Origin of the sequence: Nitratireductor sp. B36 (assembly GCF_020833685.1) — a bacterium.
Lineage (GTDB): Bacteria > Pseudomonadota > Alphaproteobacteria > Rhizobiales > Rhizobiaceae > Nitratireductor.
The window spans coordinates 632,334-651,827 of the sequence record NZ_JACKZY010000003.1 but is presented as its reverse complement, the minus strand read 5'-3'; the positions used below and the strand labels follow the sequence as shown (position 1 = coordinate 651,827).

General features: G+C 59.8%; 14 protein-coding genes. 7 read left to right on the top strand and 7 right to left on the bottom strand.

Features of this window, described 5'->3' with window-relative positions:
* Nucleotides 1-30: 30 nt before the first annotated feature.
* Together rpmF and mtgA are read right to left on the bottom strand one after the other, a co-directional pair.
* Entirely contained in the window at nucleotides 31-213 is a 183-nt protein-coding gene (gene rpmF / locus H7H48_RS14855; protein ID WP_007007560.1) for a 50S ribosomal protein L32, read from the bottom strand.
* Nucleotides 214-366: 153 nt separating this feature from the next.
* On the bottom strand, nucleotides 367-1,143 hold the full coding sequence (gene mtgA, locus H7H48_RS14850) for a monofunctional biosynthetic peptidoglycan transglycosylase (protein WP_229449821.1): 777 nt from the start codon (nucleotides 1,141-1,143) through the stop codon (nucleotides 367-369).
* Nucleotides 1,144-1,266: 123 nt separating this feature from the next.
* On the opposite strand from mtgA, the gene H7H48_RS14845 reads away from it, so the two are divergent.
* Both H7H48_RS14845 and H7H48_RS14840 read left to right on the top strand, forming a co-directional pair.
* Nucleotides 1,267-2,187, top strand: coding sequence for a polyprenyl synthetase family protein (locus H7H48_RS14845; RefSeq protein WP_229450092.1), 921 nt, complete (start codon nucleotides 1,267-1,269; stop codon nucleotides 2,185-2,187).
* 221 nt (nucleotides 2,188-2,408) lie between these two features.
* Nucleotides 2,409-4,841 (top strand): response regulator, encoded by a 2,433-nt coding sequence (locus H7H48_RS14840; RefSeq protein WP_229449820.1) that lies wholly within the window; start codon nucleotides 2,409-2,411, stop codon nucleotides 4,839-4,841.
* Nucleotides 4,842-4,888: 47 nt separating this feature from the next.
* On the opposite strand, the gene H7H48_RS14835 is transcribed toward H7H48_RS14840, so the two are convergent.
* Complete coding sequence (locus H7H48_RS14835) at nucleotides 4,889-5,224, bottom strand: cupin domain-containing protein (protein WP_229449819.1); 336 nt, start codon at nucleotides 5,222-5,224, stop codon at nucleotides 4,889-4,891.
* 136 nt (nucleotides 5,225-5,360) lie between these two features.
* Between H7H48_RS14835 and H7H48_RS14830 the strand changes: the two genes are divergently transcribed.
* Entirely contained in the window at nucleotides 5,361-5,888 is a 528-nt protein-coding gene (locus H7H48_RS14830; RefSeq protein WP_229449818.1) for a MarR family winged helix-turn-helix transcriptional regulator, read from the top strand.
* Between the two features lie 4 nt (nucleotides 5,889-5,892).
* Here the strand turns inward: H7H48_RS14830 and ispG are convergent, their stop codons facing one another.
* Nucleotides 5,893-7,170 carry a flavodoxin-dependent (E)-4-hydroxy-3-methylbut-2-enyl-diphosphate synthase gene (ispG, locus tag H7H48_RS14825; RefSeq protein ID WP_229449817.1) on the bottom strand — a complete coding sequence of 426 codons (1,278 nt, stop codon included), beginning with the start codon at nucleotides 7,168-7,170 and terminating at the stop codon, nucleotides 5,893-5,895.
* A gap of 176 nt (nucleotides 7,171-7,346) precedes the next feature.
* On the opposite strand from ispG, the gene H7H48_RS14820 reads away from it, so the two are divergent.
* Complete coding sequence (locus H7H48_RS14820) at nucleotides 7,347-8,144, top strand: 3-hydroxybutyrate dehydrogenase (protein ID WP_229449816.1); 798 nt, start codon at nucleotides 7,347-7,349, stop codon at nucleotides 8,142-8,144.
* 33 nt (nucleotides 8,145-8,177) lie between these two features.
* On the opposite strand, the gene H7H48_RS14815 is transcribed toward H7H48_RS14820, so the two are convergent.
* Nucleotides 8,178-8,792: a TetR/AcrR family transcriptional regulator gene (locus H7H48_RS14815; RefSeq protein WP_229449815.1), complete on the bottom strand. Its 615-nt coding sequence runs from the start codon at nucleotides 8,790-8,792 to the stop codon at nucleotides 8,178-8,180.
* A gap of 312 nt (nucleotides 8,793-9,104) precedes the next feature.
* On the opposite strand from H7H48_RS14815, the gene H7H48_RS14810 reads away from it, so the two are divergent.
* From H7H48_RS14810 to H7H48_RS14800, 3 genes are all read left to right on the top strand, one after another.
* Nucleotides 9,105-10,244, top strand: a complete 1,140-nt coding sequence (locus H7H48_RS14810; RefSeq protein WP_229449814.1) for an efflux RND transporter periplasmic adaptor subunit — start codon at nucleotides 9,105-9,107, stop codon at nucleotides 10,242-10,244.
* A 120-nt stretch (nucleotides 10,245-10,364) separates the two neighbouring features.
* Nucleotides 10,365-13,526, top strand: a complete 3,162-nt coding sequence (locus tag H7H48_RS14805; protein WP_229449813.1) for an efflux RND transporter permease subunit — start codon at nucleotides 10,365-10,367, stop codon at nucleotides 13,524-13,526.
* Between the two features lie 130 nt (nucleotides 13,527-13,656).
* On the top strand, nucleotides 13,657-13,815 hold the full coding sequence (locus H7H48_RS14800) for a DUF3309 family protein (RefSeq protein WP_229449812.1): 159 nt from the start codon (nucleotides 13,657-13,659) through the stop codon (nucleotides 13,813-13,815).
* A 13-nt stretch (nucleotides 13,816-13,828) separates the two neighbouring features.
* Here H7H48_RS14800 and H7H48_RS14795 read toward each other — a convergent pair whose 3' ends face one another.
* Together H7H48_RS14795 and pyc are read right to left on the bottom strand one after the other, a co-directional pair.
* Entirely contained in the window at nucleotides 13,829-15,007 is a 1,179-nt protein-coding gene (locus H7H48_RS14795) for an MFS transporter (protein ID WP_229449811.1), read from the bottom strand.
* 74 nt (nucleotides 15,008-15,081) lie between these two features.
* A complete protein-coding gene (pyc, locus tag H7H48_RS14790) occupies nucleotides 15,082-18,549 on the bottom strand; it encodes a pyruvate carboxylase (RefSeq protein ID WP_229449810.1) in 3,468 nt (1,155 codons plus the stop codon).
* Nucleotides 18,550-19,494 lie beyond the last annotated feature (945 nt).

Below are 19,494 nucleotides of genomic sequence, written 5' to 3'. Positions count from 1 at the left end.
GCCTTTCCGCAATTCACTAGAGAAAGTCGCTTATGCGTCCTTCGGCTCCAGAACCTGGCGACCGCGATACATGCCGGTCTTCAGGTCGATGTGGTGCGGACGACGCAGCTCGCCCGAATTCTTGTCTTCGACATAGGTCGGTGCCTTGATGGCATCGGCCGAGCGGCGCATGCCGCGCTTCGAAGGCGTCGTTTTCCTTTTTGGTACAGCCATTGTCCTGCTCCGCTAATCGGTCAAAGGCCGTTGCGGCCCCTTGATCCAGGGCCCAGCATCTCGGCCGGGAATTGGAAGTCGGCGTGCCTATACACGTCAAAACGGCCTTTGGCCAGTGGGTCGCAATGCATTTTTTTTGGAGAATTGCTGCAATCAGGGTTTCAGACACCCCACATAACCGCCAGCCTTGCGCGCCCGCTGCTCGATATTTGCAGCGAGCCTGTTGAGGCCGCCGGATGGCTTTGCCGGATTGCGCTCCAGCGGATTGGGCAACGTCACTGCCAACAAAGCGGCCTGGCGGCGCGTAAGCTCGGAAGCCCGCCGCCCGAAGTAATGTTGCGCCGCAGCCTCCGCGCCGTAAATGTTCGGGCCCCATTCGACAATGTTCAGATAAATTTCAAGGATACGTCGCTTGGAAAGGACAAGATCGAGGTAAACCGCCAACGGAAGCTCCAGACCTTTGCGCACGAAGGATCGGCCCTGCCAGAGATAAAGATTCTTCACGGTCTGCATTGGTATGGTGGAAGCTCCCCGCGCCTTTTCGCCCGACAGCGCATCGTTGATGACGAGGTTCAGCGCGGCCCAGTCGATCCCGTCATGCGCACAGAACTGCCCGTCCTCCGACATCACAACAGAGTGCTGGATTAGCGTTCCCATTTCATCGAGCGCAGTCCAGCGGCGGTCATATCCTTGAAGCGTCGCCAGATCGCGCATCATCAATGTGGAAAGAGGGTGAACGAACGGGACCTTGTACAAAAGCGTCAATCCGGCCGGTATCAGGGCCAGCACCACGAGGATGGTCACAACAAGGCGGAAAAACCGTCTTCTCCATCCACGGGCGGTTCCTGCCCGCGCTTTACCGCTACGGCCACGACGCCGGCTGCCCATGGTCGACGGCTTTTTTTCGGGATCGACTGTCGGGCCGCTCAATCCTGTTTCCCCGCATTTGAAACGCCATAACACTGCTTTCCGCATAGCGCTCCAATGCCTGCGGCGCAATGGCACCAACAATCGGACTTGACCCCGACGCCCAATAACGGCATCGCTCCGGGCATGGAAGAGACACTGCCCCTCCCCTTCGAGATTAAACTGGCCGCCGGCGCGAGTCTGGTCGAGAGCACGCTGCGCGACCTGCTCGCGCCCCGCCCACTCGAGGGAGAGCTGCATCGGCCCGAACGTTTGCTGAAGGCCATGCGCCATGGCGTTCTGAACGGCGGCAAGCGCCTACGGCCTTTCCTTGTGCTCGAGACTGCCGCACTGTTCGATACGAAAAACCAGAGCGCTGCATTGCGCGTGGCTGCGGCACTGGAATGCGTACATTGCTACTCTCTCGTCCATGACGATCTGCCTGCAATGGACGATGACGACCTGCGGCGTGGCCAGCCGACTGTTCATCGCGCCTTCGATGAAGCCGCTGCGATCCTGGCCGGCGACAGTCTACTGACCTTCGCTTTCGACATCATCAGCGCCGGCGAGACAGATTTACCCGCTGAAACGAAGGTCATGCTTGTCAATCGGCTCGCCCGCGCCTCTGGCATGGGCGGCATGGCCGGAGGTCAGGCGCTCGACTTGGCTGCCGAAGGCTCCGTCCTCAGCGAAGAGGAAATACTCCTCCTGCAATCTATGAAGACGGGCGCCCTCATCCGCTTTGCCTGCGAGGCTGGCAGCTTGGTGGGCGGCGCGCAACCGGCGGAGATGGAACGTCTCGGTGAATTTGGATCCGCAATCGGTCTCGCGTTTCAGCTGGCCGACGATCTGCTTGATCTCACCTCCAACAGCGAAACGATGGGCAAAGCGACCGGCAAGGATGCCGCCGCTGGCAAGGCGACTTTGGCGAGCCTGCATGGAATTGAGTGGACCCGCCATCAACTCAATGGTCTCGTTGCTCAGGCTGAAGAAATTCTGGAGCCATTCGAAGAACGTGCCGAGACCCTTCGCCAAGCCGCTCGTTTTGTGGCCAATCGCGATAAATAGCACTATCTCGGACCCGTATTTTCTTGAGAGCACACGACAGCTTGGCCTGTCTTGCTTTGTTTTTCTTCCAACATGACTGCGCATTCATGCCGCTTGGCCGCAAAGCCATGTATAAACTCATTCTTTTAGCGTTAATCAGGCATTAATCAGGATGTTCAATTCTTACGGAAAATGGGGACGTCTTGGGAACAGCAATGCCTACCCTGGGGACACAACAATATATGCGCGGACGCTTGTTCGTGCTGCTGGCTGGTTTCGTCATCGCAGTTGCCTTGGGGACCGGTTTCTTGCTGTGGCAAACGCAGACGACCAAGAATCAGGTGCGTTTCGGCGCATTCATCAGCCACATGGCGGATGCCACCAATGATGTGATTCACAACGCGTTGCGCCTTGAACAGGCTGAACTTCTTTCGCGTGGAGACGCGGCGGAAACCGCATCAAGTCACAGCGAACTCGAGCTGGCGCTGACGCGATTGAACGACGCCTTTCAGGCGCTCGAATTCGCGGTTAGTGGGGAAGTCACCACATTGGAAAGTCAGCGCCTGACCAATCTTCAGGGAGGGTTGGACTCAGGCGCGCCCATCTCGCAGACAATGCCGACTGCAACGGATATCACGGGCCATACCGTCCCCGTTTCTGTACGTCGTATCTGGCTTGGCCAGAATGGAGAAACCCCGCTGCGGGCGCAGATCCGCGACATCATCTCGCTCGCCAACAGGCTGGAGGTTTTCACCGACTACGACAACGCCACGGCGCGGCGTGTTTTCAAGCAGCTCCAATCGCTCGCAAACACCCAGGTGCGCCCGGAACTAAAGCGCATCTCCGATCTTCTCAACGCTGGAATGATTGAAAGCCACGGCACCCTCCAATGGGGCCTCTTCGGCGTTGCCGTGGCCATGGTGACTGCGAGCCTCATCCTGGCGCTACGCATTTTTGAGCCGATGATTCGCCGCATCTCCAGGGCGCATCAGGAACTGCACAGCGCAAATATCTCGCTCGCAGCCGAAAAGATAAAGGCACAGTCGGCCGACCGCACGAAATCCGAGTTCCTGGCCAATATGAGCCATGAAATCCGCACCCCCATGAACGGCGTTATGGGCATGGCAGAACTGCTGGCACGCACCAATCTTGACCAGCGTCAGGCGATGTTCGTCGACGTGATCGTCAAATCAGGTACAGCCCTCTTGACCATCATCAACGACATTCTTGATTTCTCGAAGATCGATGCGGGACAGCTGAAGCTGGACGAAGCGCCATTCCGTCTTGGCGAGGCGATTGAAGACGTGGCGGCTCTGGTTTCCTCGCGCGTGGCCGAGAAAGACCTGGAGCTCATCGTCCGCGTCGATCCGGAACTGCCTGCTTCCTTCATTGGCGATGTGGGCCGGTTCCGTCAGATCGCCACGAACCTTGTCGGCAACGCGGTGAAATTCACCGAGCGCGGTCACGTCCTGATTGATGTTTCAGGCAAATCGGAAGGGGAGATCACCCGGGTCACGGTTCGGGTGGAAGACACCGGCATCGGCATTCCCCAAGACAAGCTGGACGTGGTCTTCGACAAATTCGCGCAGGTCGATTCATCGTCCACCCGCCGCCATGAAGGAACCGGGCTCGGGCTGGCCATCGCTGTCAAACTGGCCGAATTGATGGGCGGCTCCATTGAAGCAACCAGCGAGGTGGGGAAAGGATCCACGTTCACCTTCACTGTGCCGTTTGCTGTGGATACGGCCAATGCCGTCCAGGCGACTGCGCCGGTGGACGTTTCCGGGGCACGCGTGTTTGTCATCGATGACAATCCGATCAACCGCGAGATTTTGCTTGAGCAACTGAACAGCTGGGGCTTCGAGTGCGCAGCCGCGGAAAGCGGCGCCGTCGGTCTCGCCTTCCTGCAGCGCTCTGCTCAACTTGATGCGCGGGTGGATTGTGTCATTCTCGACTATCAGATGCCCGAAATGAATGGCGCTGATGTCGCCAAGAAGATCAAAGCGGATCCGGCGCTCGCGGGCATTCCACTCGTCCTTCTCACATCGGTCGACCAGACCGATACGGCGCGCCTCATGAGCGAATGCGGGATTGCCGCGCACTTGAACAAGCCCACACGTGCCTCCATGCTTCTGGAAACGCTGGTTTCAGTGATGCAGGTGAGCCGCGCGCTCCCCACGCGGGACAACGTCGAAGCGCCGATTCAGGCCAAACCGATTCAGATCCATGCCTCAACGCCACTTGAGCGAGGCCTCTCAGGGTCGCGCGGGATCAGCGGGCCGCTCGATGTTCTGGTCGCCGAGGACAACGAAGTGAACCAGCTCGTTTTCAGCCAGATTCTCGATGGAATGGGACTGAAATACAGAATCGCAAGCAACGGTAAGACGGCAGTCGAGATGCTGCGCACGCTGAAGCCCGGGCTCGTCCTCATGGATGTCTCGATGCCGGAAATGAACGGTTACGAGGCAACGGCTGCGATCCGGGAACTGGAAGCTGCCAACGGGACGCACACGCCGATCATCGGCATCACCGCCCATGCCTTGAGGGGCGACCGGGAAAAGTGTCTGGGTGCCGGCATGGACGATTACCTGCCCAAGCCGATTTCCCCCCAGAAACTCGCCGACAAGATCACCCACTGGCGAAACGATGCCCACCGGCTTTCAGCAAGCGCCTGACATAGGCCCGCAGAGGCCCGCAGAGGCTGATTTCAGGGTTCTGGCCTTCAAAGGTTTTCCTGTTGGATACGCCCTGACGCGTGGATGCAAACGATATCGAGGCGGTCAGACCCCACATTGGCGAAGCTGTGCGGTGTATCGGCCGGAACGACAACGATGTCTCCCGTATACGCGCGCACGGTTTCGCCGTTCACCGTGAACTCAGCTTCCCCCGAATGCAGCACCCAGGTCTCCGAATAGGGATGCTTGTGCAGACCTGTGGCGTGGCCGGGCGGACTGTTCATCACGAACATGGAAACCTGCCCACCATAGGGCTCCCCCTCAAAGGTCACCGTACCCTTGGGGCTCGGCTTCTGCTCAGAACGGCGAATGATCTCAAACATCGCTGTTGCTCCCTTCTTCCTCCAAAGCCCTGCGCTGTGCCGAGCCCGAATATCTTAACATCAAGATATTTGCATTTTATCTTCTCGTCAAGATATATAGCAAGCCAACAAGACCCGCGAACGATCAGGAGCTTTCATGAGCATCGAGAAAACCGGTGAGGATCATGTCGACCGTCTGCGGGCGCAGTGGGCACACGAACTTCCCGATCTCGACACGAGCCCCATGAGCATTCTCGGCCGCATCTACCGGCTATCGATGCTCGTTCGCCCCGGCATCGAGGAAACCTTCGCCGCCTTCGGCCTCGATCGGGGCGAGTTCGACGTGATCGCCACCCTACGCCGCGCCGGAGCGCCCTACCGCCTCACGCCGACCGAACTCTACAAATCCCTGATGATCACTTCAGGTGGTCTGACGCACAGACTGAAACGGCTTGAAAAGGCCGGGCTGGTCAAGCGCACCCCTTCGCCCGAAGACGGGCGCAGCATGATGGTTGAGCTTACCTCCGCCGGCAAAGAGCGCGCCGAGAAGGCGTTCAGGGCCGACATGGCCAGCGAGCTTGCGCTCTTTACCGCGATGCCCGAGGCGCGCCGCGAGCTCCTTGAGGAGTTGCTGCGCGAACTGACCCAAACGGTGATGTCATCCCTGGCTGACCGGGGAAAATGAACTGCTATTGCGCTGTCTCGCGGGGCCCGAAACGCTTTTCAATATAGTCGGCGACCATCTTTTCAAACTCTGCCGCGATGTTCTCGCCCCGCAGCGTTGCTGCCTTCTTGCCATCCACAAACACCGGGGCAGCCGGCGTTTCTCCCGTCCCCGGCAACGAAATGCCGATGTCGGCATGCTTGGATTCGCCAGGTCCGTTGACGATGCACCCCATCACCGCGACCTTCAGGCTCTCCACACCGGGATATTTCTTGCGCCAGACCGGCATGTTCTTTCGCAGATCACCCTCGATCTTCTGGGCAAGTTCCTGAAAGACGGTCGAAGTCGTTCGGCCGCAACCAGGGCACGCCGCAACCACCGGCAGGAACTGGCGGAATCCCATCGTCTGCAGAAGCTCCTGCGCCACCTGCACTTCACGGGTGCGGTCGCCGCCCGGCTCCGGTGTCAAGGAAATGCGGATCGTATCACCAATACCCTGCTGCAGCAGAATACCCATCGCGGCTGATGAGGCGACAATCCCCTTGGTGCCCATGCCGGCTTCGGTCAGCCCCAGATGCAGCGAGTGGTTGGAGCGCCGCGCAAGCTCAGTATAGACCGCGATCAGGTCCTGCACCTGGCTGACCTTGGCTGAAAGAATGATACGGTCGCGCCCGAGCCCGATTTCCTCCGCAAGCTCGGCCGAAAGCAGCGCCGACTGCACAATGGCTTCGCGCGTCACTTCCTGAGCCGTCATGGGCGACCCGTTATTCTGGTTCTCGTCCATCAGACGCGTGAGCAATTCCTGATCGAGTGAGCCCCAATTGACGCCAATGCGCACCGGCTTGTCATACTTGATCGCCGTTTCGATGATCGCGGCAAACTGACGGTCTTTCTTGTCCTTGAAGCCGACATTGCCGGGATTGATCCGGTATTTCGCCAGAGCCTCGGCGCAGGCAGGATGATCGGCCAGCAATTTGTGCCCGATATAGTGAAAATCGCCCACGAGTGGCACAAAAATACCCACCCGTTCCAGCCGTTCGCGGATGCGTGGCACGGCAGCGGCCGCCTCATCACGATCCACGGTAATGCGCACCAATTCAGAGCCGGCTCGATGAAGCGCAGCGATCTGCGCCACCGTGCGGTCCACATCCGCCGTGTCCGTGTTTGTCATGGACTGAACGACCACGGGTGCGTCCCCACCGACAATCACATTGCCCACGGCAACACCCACGGCCTCGCGCCGTGGAAATGGTGAAGAGAAATAGCCGCTCACAGATTTGCTGGCCGTGAATGTTCCGGTCATTGGGGGAACTGTCCCGTTTTCAGCCGTATCGGGCTTGAGGTGGCCGAGACAGACCGGAATGTCAATGGCGCATAAGCGCATTTGCGCAGATCGCCTCGCTTGACAGTGTCTCCATCCGTCGCTTTGCTGCGCCGCAACATTACCTCATTTCCCACGCTTCGACAAAGGGACATGCCATGCAGGACGAACCGGGCAAGCAAAAACGGACGGCTGTGATCACCGGCTCAACGTCTGGCATCGGCTTCGGGATTGCCGAAGCGCTGGCAGCCAACGGCTGCAATATCGTCCTGAATTCATTCACGGACAGCTCAAAAGACCATGCTATCGCAAAAAAGCTCGCCGATGATCACGGCGTGGAGGCGACCTATGTGAGCGCCGACATGTCCGATCCGGCCGCCTGCCGTCTGCTGATCGATGAGGCGGCACAACGCTTCGGTGGCGTCGATATTCTCGTCAACAATGCCGGCATCCAGCATGTGGCCCCCGTCGAAGAATTCCCCATCGAAAAATGGAACGCCATTCTGGCGATCAATCTTTCGTCGTCTTTCCACACCATCGCCGCTGCGATCCCGCACATGAAGAAGGCAGGTCACGGACGCATCATCAACATCGCCTCGGCACATGGCCTGCGCGCCTCGCCGTTCAAATCCGCCTATGTCGCAGCCAAACATGGCGTGGTGGGGCTGACCAAGACAGTGGCTCTCGAACTCGCCGAGACTGGCATCACCTGCAACGCTGTTTGCCCCGGTTACGTCCTGACCCCGTTGGTGGAGGCGCAAATTCCTGATCAGATGAAGGTGCATGGCATGGATCGTAAAACGGTCGTGCGCGAAGTGATGCTTGCCAGGCAGCCCACGCGGGAGTTTGTCACTGTCGAGGAGTTGGGCGGGCTGGTTGTGTTTCTGTGTTCCGATCACGCATCGCAGATGACTGGCACGGCCCTGCCGATGGATGGTGGCTGGACGGCACAGTAGCGACGATCACCAGTTTGAAGCCAGCAGCCCGCCTCAACCACGTTCCGGTTGCGCTGCGGCCATGGAAATTTCGAGAACCCGCACCAGTCGCCGCGCACCGTCTATGGCGGGCTTTCCACACAGGCCGCGCATACGCATACCTTCAAGACCATCCAGCAGAATTTCCGCCAGCCCCCGGGCCGAAAGCCCCTGCCCCTCAAGATCGGCATTTGTCCGCGTTGCCTCATCCGCCACCGCTGCCTCAACAATGGCTGTCAGCCCATCGCGCCACTCGGCAATGATATCGGCGGCGATCTTGTTTTCCATGTCGAGAATTTCCTGTCCATGAGCCGACTGATCGATGGTCTCGATCAGCCCGAACAGGGCCCGGTCGAGCGCCGTCATCATCCGCTCGCCAAAGGTTCCTTCTTCGGCAAGCCCCTGCCGCGCGCCTTCCAGCGATTGCTCAAGAACGCATGCGCCGATGGCGCGGAAGATGTCCGCCTTGTTCCGAAACTGCAGGTAAAGCGCCGGCCGCGAAACATCAGCGGACCGGGCAATGTCATCCATCGTGGTTCGGGCAAAGCCATAGGCAAGAAACACCTTCATGGCGCCATCAAGGATACGCTCCCGCTTGGGGTCATCGGTGCATCGGGCAATCAAATTCATGGACTGTACTTTCTTTCGACGACTATTGACAAAATAACGATTTTTGTCAATATGTCCCCAACCTTCGCGCATCCAGCGTGCAGAGGGCGTTTTTATGTGCTTGCATTCTGACGTCAGACAGACGTTCGTTGATGTCAGGAGCATTCGCCATTCGGCTTTTGTAAAGCTTGCGTGTGCGATATATGAGCGTGCTTTTGCCGCAAGATACCGCGTCCTGCCCTTGCGCCTTGGCGAATTGAATTCTGCGCGGGCAGTCCCCATATCGGGCCGGTCCTCAGTCGACAGGCCGGCTCTATCGCATCGGAAAACGACATGCCGAAGATAAGGTTGCACAAACTTGCCGCGATTGCCGTGTTGGTCGCGACAGCCGCCTGGATCGCCACGGGGGAGTTTTCCTCTGTTGGCAGCGCCAGTGAAGAGCCACAGACCGTGGCGCAGCGACCCGAAAACAGGCCGGCGGAAGCGCAGACGGTGACGGTGGCGACGCCGCCGCGTATCGATCACTCCAGAACGATCCGCGTTTCGGGCAAGACCGCTGCTGACAAGCGTTCGGCCCTGGCCCTGCGCGCTGGCGGCGTGGTCTCGGAGCTGCCGGTCTCAAAGGGCGACAGGGTATCCGCGGGCGACCTGATCCTGAGGCTCGAGACTGAAGGCAAGGAAGCGGCGGTGGAGACCGCACGTCAGGTTTTGGCCCAGAGACAGGCCGAATCCGAGGCTGCTGACCGCCTTGCCAAGTCCGGCAATCTTGCCCGCCTGCAGTTGGACAGCGCCCGCTCGGCACTCGCCACTGCCCGCTCCCAGCTCGAGGCTGCTGAAGCCGACCTTGCACGCATCACCGTACGCGCACCCTTCGATGGCATCATCGACAAGGTCGACGTGGAGCTCGGCTCCTCCGCAATGCAGGGTCAGGAAGTTGCCACACTGATCAAACTCGACCCGGTGATCGCCGTGGGCGAGGTCAGCGAACACGACCTTGGATCTGTCGATGTTGGTGACAAGGCGGACGTCCGATTGGTTGACGGCACGAAAGTCAGCGGTGAAGTCCGCTTCGTCAGCCGCGAGGCTTCTGAGCAGACCCGTACGTTCCGTATCGAGGTGGCGATCCCCAATCAGGACGGCAGCATTCCCGCCGGCATGACCGCAGAGATCAACATTCACGCCGAGCCGGTGGAAGCGGTTGCCTTGCCGCGTTCCGTGGTGACGCTGAACGAGAATGGCGAGCTTGGCGTTCGTGCCGTCGATGACACCGGCAAGGTGGTCTTTTACCCGATTGACCTGGTCGATGACACGCCCCGGGCTCTCTTCCTTGCCGGCATCCCGGCCAATGCGCAGGTAATCGTTGCCGGTCAGGATCTCGTGACCGAGGGTGACACGGTGAAGACGGAAATCGCCGACCAGAAGCTGATACGGGAACTGGCAGGCGTCCTCGCCTCCGAGATGACCACCCGCTGAGACAGCCTTCTGTAGCGTAAAACGGCTTTCGCTCGAAGGCTGTATACCATTGAAACAAAGCGCCTCCGGTATCAGGAGAAACACTGAAGCGCGCTGACGGGACAAGACAGGACCTGCCCGATGGACATCGTCCGTATAGCAATTCAGAATGCCAGGCTGACCTTATCCATCCTGCTCTTCTTCGTGATTGCCGGATCACTGGCCTATATCAGCATCCCCAAGGAAGCTGAGCCGGATGTACCGATCCCGATCATCTATGTGAGCCTGACCTATCAGGGCATCTCACCGGAAGACTCGGAGCGGCTCTTGCTGCGCCCGATCGAGACCCGGCTCAAAAGCCTTGAGGGCGTCAAGGAAATGCGATCCTCCGCCTATCAGGGCGGCGGCTTTGTTCTTGTCGAATTTCAGGCCGGCTACGACTTCTCCAATGCCATCGAGGACGTGCGCGCCAAGGTCGCCGACGCACGGCGCGAGCTGCCACAGGGGGCCGATGAGCCCTCGGTGCATGAAGTAAACATTTCAGAGTTTCCGATTCTCGTCGTAACGCTTGCCGGCAACGTACCCGAGCGCGTTCTTTCCGCCGCCGCACGGGAGCTTCGAGACCGGATCGAGGAAATTCCTGGCGTGCTTGAAGGCACGCTGCAGGGCTCTCGCGACGAACTGGTCGAGATTCTCATCGACCCGATGAAGCTCTCCTCTTACGGCTTGCAGCTCGACCAGATGATCAATGGCGTCAATGCCTCAAACAGCCTGGTCGCAGCCGGTTCGCTGGAAGGCGAAGCCGGACGGTATGCTGTCAAGGTGCCTTCACTGATTGAGACTGTGGAGGATGTGGCGAATCTGCCGATTGTCTCAAGCCCGAATGCCGTGGTGCGCGCGCGTGATCTGGCAGAGATCCGCTCCACCTTCAAGGATGCCGAAACGATCACCCGCCTGAACGGCAGGAACGCAATCGCCATTGAGGTCAAGAAGCGGGTCGGCGCGAATCTTGTCGACACGGTTGATGCCGTGAAAACTGCAGCGACCGAATTCGAGAAGGTTACGGACGGCAACATCACTGTGTCCTACAGTCAGGACAAATCGGTGATGATCCGCGACATGCTCAACGACCTGCAAAACCATGTCCTGATCGCAGTGATTCTGGTTTTCATCGTTGTCCTCTACACCCTCTCCGGGCGCGCTTCCCTGTTGATCGGACTCGCCGTTCCCGCGTCCTTCCTGATGGGCATCTACGCTCTCTCGCTTGGCGGCTTCACCGTCAACATGGTGGTTCTCTTCAGCCTCATCCTGGCCGTCGGCATGCTGGTTGATGACGCCATCATCGTAACGGAATTCGCCGAGCGGCGCATGACCGAGGGCATGGACAAGGCGCAAGCCTTCGAGCTTGCAGCCAAACGCATGGCCGGCCCCGTGATCGCTGCAACCATGACTCGTATCGCGGCCTTTTCGCCCCTTTTGTTCTGGCCGGGCATTGTCGGCGAGTTCATGAAATACCTGCCGATCACGCTGATCGTCACGCTAAGCGCCTCGATGATCTATGCATTGATATTCACCCCGACCCTCGGGGCGATCTTTGCCAAGGCACATGTGCAGGAAGAGCAGAAACCGGACGGGTGGTATATGGGGCTCGTGAAGCAGGCTGTGCGCTTTCCCAAAACCGTTCTTCTGCTCACGGTCGGCCTGCTGGGCGGCATCATCTACTCCTACTCTCAATATGGCGCCGGCGTTGAGTTCTTCCCCAATGTGGAGCCGGAATACGGCCTCATGTATGTGCATGCCCGTGGAAACCTCTCGCTTGAAGAGATGGACCGGCTGACAAAACCTGCCGAGGAAAAGCTACTCAACTGGCCAGGCATTGAATCCGTCTATACACGCGTCGGCAAAACCCGTGGCGGCGGACAGGATATCGATGAAGATGTCATCGGTGTCATCCAATACGAATTTATTGACTGGCGGGAGCGCGAGCCTGCGAGCAAGATCCTTGATGATCTGCGGCGTGAGCTTGCCGGCACCCCTGGTGTCGAAATCGAGGTCCGCGTACCCGAAGGCGGTCCTCCGACCGGTCAGCCGATCCAGGTTCGCCTTTCAGCTGCGGATCCGACAGACCTGAACAGCCATGCCGCGGAGGTCGCGCGTGCGATCGGAAACGTGCCGGGCGTGATCGACATATCTGACGGCCTCCCGCCACCCGGCATCGACTGGGCGATCAAGGTGGATCGCGCCAAGGCAGCACAATACGGGATCAGCCCGGTGTCTGTCGGCACGGTGGTCCAGCTTGTGACCAACGGATTGAAACTGTCAGAATACCGGCCCGCCGGTGTCGACGACGCTGTCGATATTCGCCTGCGCCTGCCCGAGGACCGGCGCACCCTCTCTGCCCTGGATCAGCTGCGGGTCCAGACATCACAGGGTCCGGTCCCAATCTCCAACTTCGTATCACGCGAACCGGAACGGTCGACCGGCATTTTGAACCGCATCGACGGACAGCGCACCATTGTCGTCACAGCCAATGTCGCCAGCGGCTATCAGGTCTCGGCCGTCCAGGCCGAAGTCACGCAGACGCTTGGCGACATGGACCTTGGCACCACACGCTGGAAACTCGCCGGGTCGAACGAGGAAAGCGAAGAAGCGAGCGCCTTCCTGTCGAAAGCCTTCGGCGCCGCAATCTTTCTGATTTTCGTGGTGCTTCTTGCCCAGTTCAACAAGTTCACCAGCGTCTTCCTGGTGTTGATGACCGTGGTGATGGCCACAATCGGTGTGTTCCTTGGATTGCTCATAACCGGGCAGCCCTTTGGCATCGTCATGTCCGGCATTGGTGTCATTGCGCTTGCCGGCGTGGTGGTGAACAACAACATCGTTCTGATCGACACCTATGACCGGCTGCGGCGCGAAGGCTGGAAGAAGCAGGAGGCCATCCTTCAGACCTGCCGCGAACGCGCGCGCCCGGTCATGCTGACCGCCATTTCCGCTGTGCTCGGTGTGGCGCCAATCGCTTTCGGTCTCGGACTGGAACTGTTCCACCAGGAAGTGACCATCGGAGCGCCCTCGACCCAGTGGTGGATTTCGCTATCAGGCGCCATCGTCTATGGCCTCACCTTTGCGACAGCTCTAACGCTGATCGTCACGCCCTCTGCTTTGATGGTGTTCACACGCGAGACCCTGCCCGCCGGCCAGAAGCGGCGCGGTCTGTTTGCTCGACTGTTCCGTCGGGGTGAAAAGGACAAGACACCGGTAAAGACTTCCGATGTTCCGGAAGACCCCTTTCCCAAACCAGCTGAGTGAGGGACCAGGCCTTTTTTACATCACGAGCCGGCGCATCCCCAGCGACGCGCCGGCTTCTTTGCTTTTGAGGGAACCGAAGTGCTGCTGACACGTTGAAATGCAAGGCTTTCAACACAGCGAGGAGAACGCGATGTCGCTCGGCACAATCCTCATCATCATTCTGATCTTGATCTTGCTTGGCGCCATCCCCGCCTGGCCGCATTCGCGCGGATGGGGATACGGACCGTCAGGCATCTTGGGCCTGCTGCTGGTTATCGTTTTAATACTAATGCTGATGGGCAACATCTAGCGCCAGGTAAAGATCAAGCACCACCGGCAGGCTGCGCAGCAATCGTATCAGCGGACCTGACGAGATTGGCCAGCATCAGAACGCAGGCAAGCAGCAGGGAAAAAGCCAGGAAAATCGGCGCGAATCCGGTGCGCTCAGCGATGAAGCCCACCAGCGATGGAGCAACAAGCATGCCGGAATAGCCGATCGTGGTTGCCACGCTCATACCTGCCCCCGGTGACAGCCCCGGCTGGTTGCCCGCAGCGGAAAAGACTATCGGCACCATGTTGGCGATACCCATACCGCTGAGAGCGAAAGCTATCGTCGCCAGCATGGGCGAAGTGGCGAACCCGGCTCCAAGCATGCCGATCGTTGCGACGATGCCGGAATAGCGTAAGGTGCGCACTGCACCGAAACGATTGCGCAAACGGTCGCCGGCAAAACGCATCACCGCCATGGCGCCGGAAAATGCGGTAAAGGCCAGACTCGCTTCGGCGATTCCCGCGCCCATTTCCTGCCGGAGGTAAAGCGCTGCCCAATCGAGCACCGCTCCCTCCGGCAACATGCAGAAAAGTGCGACAAGACCTGTCACATAGACCATCGGATTGCGGGGCAATCCCTTGCGCCCATGGCCATCCTCCCCGGCCATGGGCCGAGCTTCAACAATCAGAAATGGCAGCGTGACAAGGACAAGCACAACGGCAAATGCCACCACCATTCCCGCATGCGCCATGTAACCGTAGCGCTCAATAAGCAGTCCGCCCGCGCCGGCACCGACAAACCCGCCCAGACTCCAAAACCCGTGTGACGAAGACATCACCGCCCGTCCGAGCGAGCGCTCCACAGCCACGGCATTGGCGTTCATGGAGATATCCATGGCACCCAGAAATGCACCAAAAAAGATAAGTGCGGCAATCATTTGCCAGATGTACGCGGCTCCGACGAGGCCGCCAAAGGACAGGGCGCACACAATAGCGGCCACCCGCAAGACAATGCGGGAGCCGAACCGGCCGATCAAATAGCCACACAGCGGCATCACGGCCACCGCTCCACAACCGAAAACGAGAATGAGCAGACCAAGCGCCGTCTCGCTCAGCTCAAAGCGGGAGGCGACAACCGGAATCTGCGGAGCCCAACTGCCTACCATGAAACCATTGACGAAAAAGCAGGCCGCAACAGCCCAGCGCCCGATGGACGCATTCCGGAATGACATAACCGGCTCCAAGAAAAACGGCGCGTCAGAAATCACCTGATCGCGCCGCATTTAAATCGGTTTAACCGAGATCGTCAATCGCCGTTCTCGAACACGACGAGCAGATCCTTGGCATCGATCTGATCGCCCGCGCTCACAAGAACCTCGGCGATCGTTCCGTCGCGCTCGGCATGAAGCGCTGTTTCCATTTTCATGGCCTCGATGGACAAAAGCACATCACCAGACTGGACACTCTGCCCCGGCTTGACAGCAAGCGTGGACACGACACCTGGCATCGGTGCCCCCACATGCGCCTCGTTGCCGGCCTCCGCCTTGCGGCGCGCCGCAGATGCAGACGCACCGTGCACCCTGTCGGGGACCTTGACGCGACGAGGCTGGCCGTTGAGTTCGAAGAACACGGTCACCATGCCTTTCTCGTCAACCTCGCCGATCGCAAGGCAACGGATCACCAGCGTCTTGCCCCGTTCGATCTCGACGAAAATCTCGTCCTCGGGCTGCATGCCGTAGAAGTAGACAGGCGTCGGCAACACGCTGACGGGACCATAATTTTCCGATGCGGCGGCGAAGTCCGTGAAGACCTTGGGATACATCAACCATGAGGAAAACTCGAACTCGCTCACCTTGCGACCGAGCTTCTCTTCGAGCGCCTTGCGATCCGCCTCAAGATCGGCCGGCTCCAGCAGCGAACCGGGTCGCACCGTGATCGGCTTCTCCCCCTTCAAGACCTTTTTCTGCAGGGCCTCAGGCCAGCCTGCCGGTGGCTGACCAAGATCGCCATGCAGCATGGAGACCACCGAGTCCGGGAAAGCGATATCCTTTTCCGGATTTTGGACATCCGCGACGGTCAGATCCTGCGAAACCATCATCAGCGCCATGTCACCCACAACCTTGGAGGAGGGTGTGACCTTGACGATATCGCCGAACATCATGTTGACGTCATGATAGGCGCGCGCCACCTCGTGCCAACGGGTCTCCAGCCCCAGCGAGCGGGCCTGCTCCTTGAGATTGGTGAACTGGCCGCCAGGCATTTCGTGCAGATAGACCTCGGAAGCCGGCCCCTTCAGGTCGCTTTCAAAGGCGGCGTACTGGTTGCGCACGGCCTCCCAGTAGAAGGAGATGCGGCGCACCCATTCACGGTCGAGCCCGGTATCGCGGGCATCGCCCTTGAGCGCTTCGACAATGGAGCCGAGACAAGGCTGCGATGTGTTGCCGGAGAGCGCATCCATTGCCGCGTCAACGGCGTCGACCCCGCTTTCAACGGCGGCAAGCACCGTTGCGGCGGAAATGCCGGACGTGTCGTGCGTGTGGAAATGCAATGGCAGATCGGTTGCCTCGCGGAGCGCCTTGAACAGCACCCGCGCCGCACCCGGTTTCAGGAGGCCGGCCATATCCTTGATGGCGATGATGTTTGCACCAGCAGCCTCAAGTTCTCCGGCAAGCCCGACATAGTATTTCAGATCGTACTTCGCGCGGTCCGGATCGAGGAGATCGCCCGTATAGCAGATGGTCGCCTCGCAGAGCTTGCCTTCGGAGCGCACCGCGTCCATCGCCACCCGCATGTTCTCCACCCAGTTGAGGCAGTCGAACACACGAAAGAGATCGATGCCGCCTTCCGCCGCCTGTTTGACGAAGTGCTGCACGACATTGTCGGGATAGTTGGTGTAGCCGACGCCATTGGCACCGCGCAGGAGCATCTGGAGAAGCAGGTTCGGCGCGCCCTCGCGAATGCGTGAAAGACGCTCCCACGGATCTTCCGTCAGGAAGCGCATGGCGACATCGAAGGTCGCCCCGCCCCAACACTCCAGCGACAGAAGCTCAGGTAGTGCGCGGGCATAGACGCCGGCAATGCGCGCCATGTCGAATGTGCGCATACGGGTGGCAAGCAGCGACTGGTGCGCATCGCGCATCGTCGTGTCGGTGACCAGCACGCGCTCCTGCTCGCGCATCCATTTGGAGAAGCCCTCGGCCCCAAGCTTATCGAACGTCTGCTTGCTTCCGTCCGGCACCGGCATGTCGACATAAGGCACATGCGGCGCCGCCGCCTCGGCATTGGGCAGTGCCCGGCCCCGCGCCTCAGGATGGCCGTTCACCGTGACATCGGCCAGATAGTTCAAAAGCTTGGTCGCGCGGTCCCGCCGCTTGACCTGCGTGAAAAGCTCTGGTGTCTCGTCAATGAACCGGGTCGTGTAGGACGCATTGCGGAAATTCGGGTGGCTGATGATCGCTTCAAGGAAGGTCAGGTTGGTCGCCACGCCGCGAATACGGAACTCGCGCAGCGCGCGGTCCATGCGGGCGATGGCCTCTTCGGGTGTCGGCGCCCAGGCCGTGACCTTTTCAAGCAGCGGATCGTAGAATCGCGTGATGACCGCGCCGGAATAGGCCGTACCACCGTCCAGACGGATGCCGAAACCAGTCGCGCCGCGATAGGCGGTGATACGACCGTAATCCGGGATGAAGTTCTGCTCCGGGTCTTCCGTGGTGATGCGGCACTGAAGGGCATCACCATTCAGACGAATGTCCGCCTGCGCGGGAACACCTGAAGCCTTGTCGCCGATTTTCGCCCCTTCCAGAATGTGGATCTGCGCCTTGACGATATCGACGCCGGTCACCTCCTCGGTGACCGTGTGTTCCACCTGGATACGCGGATTGACCTCGATGAAATAGAAGGCGCCCGTGTCTGCATCCATGAGGAATTCGACTGTGCCGGCGCCGATGTAATTGGTTGCCTCGGCGATCTTCAGCGCATAGCCGCACAGTTCGGCGCGCTTTTCGTCATTCAGGTAAGGCGCCGGTGCCCGCTCCACGACTTTCTGGTTGCGGCGTTGAATGGAGCAGTCCCGCTCGAACAGATGCACGGCATTGCCATGCGTATCACCCAGAACCTGAACCTCCACGTGCCGCGCGCGCTCGACCAGCTTTTCGAGATAGACTTCATCCTTGCCGAACGCGGCCTTGGCCTCGCGCTTTGCCTCGGTGACTTCGTGCTCCAGATCCTCACGGCTGCGAATGACGCGCATGCCGCGTCCGCCGCCACCCCAGGAGGCCTTGAGCATAACCGGGAAGCCCACTTCCTCCGCCATGCGGGCAACCTCTTCCATGTCATCGGGCAATGGCTCGGTGGCGGGGACCACCGGCACGCCCACCTCCACCGCCAGATTGCGCGCGGCCACTTTGTTACCGAGGCGGCGCATGGTCTCAGGCTTGGGACCGATAAAGACAATGCCGTTCTCCGCACAAGCTTCGGCAAACTCGGGGCTCTCGGACAGAAGGCCATAGCCCGGATGGATAGCGTCAGCTCCCGACAATTTGGCGACGCGGATCACCTCATCGATCGAGAGATAGCTCTCGATGGGGCCAAGATCACGCTCCAGATGCGGTCCGCGCCCCACCTGGTAGGATTCGTCAGCCTTGAAGCGGTGCAGTGAATATTTATCCTCCTCGGCCCAGATGGCCACCGTTCGGATGTCGAGTTCATTGGCTGCGCGGAAGACGCGGATGGCGATTTCGGAACGGTTTGCGACGAGGATCTTCTTAATCTGCACTGGCAAAAACTCCGGGAAGAGAAGGTTTGTGCGGGATTGCCTGGCGCGAAACTCCCCTCCGCGCCAAAACGACGCGGTATGATTAGCGTGGACGATGCTGCGGTGCAAACTTTCTTGACGCGGAGGAAACTTTGCCGGTTTCGAAGCAGTGTTATTGCCAAACCCTGTTTCCGCCCGATGGCGCGCTTCCATCTTCCCCATCCCGGCCACTGACGGCGCTCGCCCCTCATCTTCACCTTCTCCCCGCCCGCGGGGAGAAAGGGGCATTTGAAGTTGGTGAGCAATTTGCTGAGCAGCGATACATTTCGGGCAGGCTCCTTCGTTGCCGCGCGGGGTTCCGCCGGGGTTTGCATCGTTCGGGAAACGGGGCGCGTTTTTCGTGCCTCTCTGTTGGAATTGAAGTGGCGCGAAAAGCGCGCCCCGCCGGCCGCTGTCCCGACTGCCGACCGGTCACTCGGGCGATCTGTGCCCTAGCGGCTTTTCCGCAACCGACATGATGCCGGCCGCCGGCCTTTCGCGGGCCCTCACAGGCCTCGGGTCACCGAACCCGAGGGGGAGGCTGCCGTCGCCCCTCCTGATCCCCGGCTCCGGACCCGGTTCCCGACAGGGGCGATGGCTGGGAGTGTAGTGGAGGTTTTGGGGGTGGGGGAAAAGGAGTGAATGGTAAATGGTGAATAGTGAATGGGATGAGCACTTCAACGCTCTCGTCATCCTATGGCCAGGCCATGGGAGCCATGCCGTTGCGGCGGTGACGGGGTGCGGCTGAGAAAAATTGCGTGTCGCCTTGAAGGGCTGCGGTTTATCCCCGGCGCTTTGACATGGGTCCTCGGATCAGGTCCGAGGATGACGAAAGGGCTGGAATGCCAGCTGAATGAAATTGGGCGCCAGCCGCTTCACCAAAAGAAAGCGGCCCGGCATCGCTGCCGGGCCGCCAGACCTCACATC